Origin of the sequence: Gemmobacter sp., from assembly GCF_016792925.1 — a bacterium.
GTDB lineage: Bacteria > Pseudomonadota > Alphaproteobacteria > Rhodobacterales > Rhodobacteraceae > Gemmobacter.
Genome location: NZ_JAEULU010000232.1, coordinates 1 through 4,520, shown reverse-complemented (window position 1 = coordinate 4,520; position 4,520 = coordinate 1). Strand labels below are relative to the sequence as shown.

The window sequence follows — 4,520 nt, the reverse complement described above, 5'->3', positions numbered from 1 at the left end:
CAGGTGAAGGCCGGTGATGTCGTGCTGCTGCATGGCTGCTGCCACAACCCGACCGGCGCCAATCTGACGCTGGATCAGTGGAAACAGGTCATCGCGCTGATGCAGGCCAAAGGCGCCTTCCCGATGGTCGATCTGGCCTATCAGGGCTTTGGCGATGGTCTGGACCAAGACGCCGAGGCGACGCGGCTGGTGGTGGCCTCCTTCCCGGAAACCCTGATTGCCGCCTCGTGCAGCAAGAATTTCGGGGTGTATCGCGACCGCGCGGGCATTCTGATCGCCGTCTCGGCCGATGCCGAACAGGCCAAGATCACCCAGGGCAACCTGAACTTCCTGAACCGCCAGACCTATAGCTTCCCGCCCGATCACGGCACCCGCGCCGTGATGACCGTGCTGGAAGATGCGGCGCTCGAAGCCGACTGGAAGGCCGAGCTGGAGGACACCCGCAACGGCATGTTGGGCCTGCGCACCGCGCTGGCCGAGGCGCTGCGGCAGGAAACCAACTCCGACCGGTTCGATTTCGTGGCGCGCCATCGCGGCATGTTCTCGCTGCTGGGTCTGACCGAGGCGCAGGTGACGCGCCTGCGCGAGGAATTCGGCATCTATATGGTCAGCGATTCGCGGATCAACATTGCCGGTCTGAACGCGAAAACCGTGCCGATCCTGGCGCGGGCCGTGGCCTCGGTGCTGTGATCCGGGCGGCGGCGGGCCACGGCCTGCCGCCCTCTCGCCCCTGCGGGAAAATGCGGGTTCGCCTGCCCGGCACCCCAAATGCAAAAAGCCCGCAACGCCTTGGCGCTGCGGGCTTTTTGTTGAAACTGGTGCCGCTGAAGGGACTCGAACCCCCGACCCCATCATTACGAATGACGTGCTCTACCAGCTGAGCTACAGCGGCCCGGACACAAGGCCCGATGCCGGGGCTGATAGCACCCCCGGCGGGGAATGTGTAGCCCCATTTTGCGCCTTAAGTGCCGCGCCGCGCGATCTCGGCCAGATCGACGGGGGTGGCGTCGATCACCTCGGCCTCGGCGGGTTTCACCTCGGGCGGTTTCGGCGGGTTCACCAGCAAGGGCAGCATCTCGGCGCCGGTGGGGGTCATGGTTTCCGATTGCGGCGGCTCGCGCCAGCTCAGCGTATCGAACCCGCCGCAATTGTCGCAGATCGGCCCCCATTGCGCATGGATCGCCTGACATTTGTCGCAGCACCATTGCGGCCCGCGCGGCGCGGTCAGAGCGCGGGCCATCCAGCCGCGCACCTCCGCCTCGTCGGCGCCCTCGCCGCGCGCAATTGCCGCCCGCAGCGCCATCACCCGGCCCGTCGGCGCGGTTTCCGGCAGATCGCCCAGCACGCGGCGCGCGCCGGGGAAATCCTCGGCGGCGATCAGGAGTTCGGTATGCAGCAGGCGCGATTCGCTGTGGTCGGGCCGCGCGTCGATCAGAACCTTGAACCGCTTGAGCCGCTGCGCCGGGGTTTCCTCCGGCGCGATCTCGGCAAAGGCGGCGGCCAGATCGGGATGGGGCTGCGCCTCCCATGCCTTTTTCAGCACCCGTGTCGCGCCCTTGGCATCGCCCGCCAGCGCGAGGCTGCGGCCGGCCATGGCGGCGGCGGGCACCAGATCGGGCGAGAGCTTGTTGGCGGCAATTGCCGCCTCGCGCGCCTCGATGCTGCTGCCCGCCTCCATCACCACGCGCGCCTCTTGCAGCGCCAGCACGGCATCGCGGCGGCGGAACACATCCTTGGACAGATCGCCCGAGCGGCGCTTGGCCTCCAGCGTGCCGCGCGCGCCTTTCCAATCTTGCTGCTCGGCTTGCAGTTTCAGCAAAATATCCTGCGTTTCCGCGTGTTTGGGTTTCAGCGCAAAGGCCTTTTCCGCCAGTTTCAGCGCGGTCTCGCGGTCACCCTCGGCAATCTTCTGGCCCAGCAACCCCTTGATCGCCACAAAGCGCGTGCCCTCGTGATCCAGCAGCGCCTTATAGGCGGTTTGCGCGCGCGCATGGTCGCCTGCGGCTTCCGAGGCCTGCGCCACCAGAAGGTTCGTGAGATCGGGCCGCCCCAGCAGCTTTTCGGCTTTCAGCGCGCGCGACAGCGCCACCCGGTTCTCGCCCGAGGCCAGCGCCACCATCCCCTCGGCCAGCGCGGCATAGCCCTTGCGCTCGCGGTTGCGGTCGAAATAGCGCGAGATCGCGGTTTCATCCCCGGCGGCAAAGCGCAGGATCGCCAGCACCAGCCCGATGAGTTTCAGCGCCAGCCACAGGCCCAGCACGATCAGCAGCAGGCCGATCACCGCCTGCAACGGGCCGAGGGTGAATTCATAGCCCGCCGCCGCGATGCGCAACCCCTCGCCGCTTTCCAGCAGCAGGCTCGCGCCCCAGGTGATCGCGGCGATCAGGGTGAAGAACAGCAGCGCCTTGAGCAAGGTCCAGATCATCGCAGCATTCCTCTCATTCAGCCGGGATCAGCGCGGCCAGCGCGGTTTCCGCCGCCAGCAGGGCCTCCGCCCTCGCCGCCCAATCCGCGAGGGGGGCCTGCGCGGGTTCGGGCAAGGCCGGGCGCAGCGCGAGCGCGGCGGGCAGGTCGCCTGCGGTCACCGCCGCCTCCATCCGCGACAGCACGGCATCGGGGTCGTCGCCCTCGCGGGCGGTGGTCGACCGGGCGCCGGTCTGGTTCATCAGGAAGGTGGTCAGGCGCTCGGTCGTGCTGCCCTGCGCCTGTTCGGCCTCGCGCGCGGCGGCGAGCGCGGCGCGCGCGGCCTCGGGGAAGCTGTCGCGCAGGGCGCTGCGCGTCACCGGGGCCTTGGTCCAGCCGGTCAGGGCCGGGGGCAGGGTGAGGCCCTCGGTGCCCGCGATCGCCTCTGGCAGGCCCAGCCCGCTGGCCATGGCGCCTTGCAGCGCCAGCAGCGCGGCGCGCTCGGCGGCGCGGGTCTGCGCCGCCTCGGCCTCGCGGCGCAGCCGGTCGGTCTCGGCGGTCACCGCGTCCATGCGGGCGGCGACTTCGGCCTCGATCCGCGCGGTGATCGCTTCGGGGTTGCCGGGCGTGGCACTGGCCAGCCGCGCCTCCAGATCGGCCATCCGCGCCTCCAGCGGGGCCAGATCGGCCGGGCGGGCCGGAGCGGCCTCCAGGGCGGTCAGCCGGTCTTCCAAGGGCTTGAGGTCCACCGGCGCGGTGGGTTCTGTCTGCGGCAGGGCGGCCAACCGGGTGACCTCGGCCTTCAGCGCGGCCAGTTCCTGCGAGGCCGTGCTTTCCGTCGCGGGCGCTTGCAGCAGGGGCCAGCCCTGCTGCACGCCATAGGTGGCCAGACCAAAACCCGCACCCGCCGCCAGCGCCCCGCCCGTCACCAGCCCCAGAAAGCGCCCGAAGCCGCCGGATTTCGCGGGCGGCGTCGGCCCTGTCGGTGGCGGAGGGGCCTCGGCGACATGGCCTGGCACCTCGGGGGCCTGTGCCATTTCCACGATCACGGGGCTGGCCGCAGCTTCGGGCGTCTCGTCCTTGCTGGTGTCCTCAACGGCCATAGGCGCCCCCTGTCTTTAATCTGCTGATCCTACGCTAATCATTCGCCGCGCCCGGCTCAACCCAAGGCGGCGGATTCTCTTGGCGATCCGTCACGGGGCGGCAAAGAACCGCGCCACCTCTGCCGCCATGGCGCGGGCCTCGGGCTGCGGGGCAATGACCAGCCGCGCCGCGCGGCCGCGCAGCGGCGCCGCCGCCGCCTCGGAGATTGCGGCAACCCAAAGCGGGGCGGTGGCGCCCACCCGCGCCAGCTCTGCCGCCAACAGCGCCGCAGAGCGGGGCGAAAAGACCGGCAGGATCACCGGCCCCGGCCCGTGCAGCGCCGCGACGGCCTCGGGCACCAGCGGACGGGGGCGCTGGTCATAGATCACGCATTTGGTGCAGGGCAGGCCTGCCGCCCCCAGCCGCGCCGCCAGATTGCCGCGCGTTTTCGTGCCGCAGACATGCAGCAGCGGCCCTTCCGGGCGCCGCGCCAGCAGTAAGCCGAGCAGAGCCTCGGCATCGCCCGCCGCACTTTCCGTTTGCAGGCCAAGCGCTTGCGCGGCCTGTGCCGTGGCATCACCCACGCAAAAGGCCAGCGGGGGCAGCGGTTCACCCAGCCGCCGCAGGCCCTCGACCGCCGTGGCCGAGGTGAGGATCAGCGCCCGCGCCGGGGGCAGGGGGGGGGCCAGAAACTCCGGCGCCATCAGCGGCGACAGGATCGCCGGCTGCCCGAGGCGGGCCGCAAAAGCCGCCCCGCCCGGTTCAGGCCGCGTCACGATCAGCGTCGGGATGGATTGAATGACCATGCCCCCGGTGTTACCTGCGGAGGGCCACCGTTTCAACAAGAGCCAGATGACCCGCACCCTCACCTTCCTTGGCATTGAAAGCAGTTGCGACGATACCGCCGCCGCCGTGGTGCGTTCGGGGGTGGGCGCGGGCGATCCTGCGCAGGTGCTGGCCTCGGTGGTGGAGGGGCAAGTGGCGCTGCACGCGGCCTTTGGCGGCGTGGTGCCGGAAATCGCGGCCCGCGCCCA

General features: G+C 70.4%; 4 protein-coding genes, 1 tRNA gene and 1 pseudogene. 2 read left to right on the top strand and 4 right to left on the bottom strand.

All coding sequences use genetic code 11. The features are described from left to right. On the top strand, positions 1-690 hold a 690-nt coding region (locus JNN06_RS11065), incomplete at its 5' end, for an aminotransferase class I/II-fold pyridoxal phosphate-dependent enzyme (RefSeq protein ID WP_291239649.1). Positions 691-816: 126 nt separating this feature from the next. Here JNN06_RS11065 and JNN06_RS11060 read toward each other — a convergent pair. The 4 genes from JNN06_RS11060 to JNN06_RS11045 form a co-directional block, all read right to left on the bottom strand. Next, positions 817-892: transfer RNA gene (locus JNN06_RS11060), tRNA-Thr, on the bottom strand. A gap of 69 nt (positions 893-961) precedes the next feature. Beyond that, positions 962-2,425, bottom strand: coding sequence for a heme biosynthesis HemY N-terminal domain-containing protein (locus JNN06_RS11055; RefSeq protein WP_291239648.1), 1,464 nt, complete (start codon positions 2,423-2,425; stop codon positions 962-964). Positions 2,426-2,438: 13 nt separating this feature from the next. Then, a complete protein-coding gene (locus tag JNN06_RS11050; protein ID WP_291239647.1) occupies positions 2,439-3,506 on the bottom strand; it encodes a hypothetical protein in 1,068 nt (355 codons plus the stop codon). A 90-nt stretch (positions 3,507-3,596) separates the two neighbouring features. Continuing rightward, entirely contained in the window at positions 3,597-4,292 is a 696-nt protein-coding gene (locus JNN06_RS11045; protein ID WP_291239646.1) for a uroporphyrinogen-III synthase, read from the bottom strand. Between the two features lie 46 nt (positions 4,293-4,338). Between JNN06_RS11045 and JNN06_RS11040 the strand changes: the two are divergent. Further along, a pseudogene (locus tag JNN06_RS11040) lies at positions 4,339-4,520 on the top strand (tRNA (adenosine(37)-N6)-threonylcarbamoyltransferase complex transferase subunit TsaD); the annotation flags it as partial.

Coding starts and splice junctions, on each gene's coding strand:
- JNN06_RS11055 (WP_291239648.1), bottom strand. CDS start 2,425: ATGATCTGGACCTTGCTCAAGGCGCTGCTGTTCTTCACCCTGATCGCC.
- JNN06_RS11045 (WP_291239646.1), bottom strand. CDS start 4,292: ATGGTCATTCAATCCATCCCGACGCTGATCGTGACGCGGCCTGAACCG.
- JNN06_RS11050 (WP_291239647.1), bottom strand. CDS start 3,506: ATGGCCGTTGAGGACACCAGCAAGGACGAGACGCCCGAAGCTGCGGCC.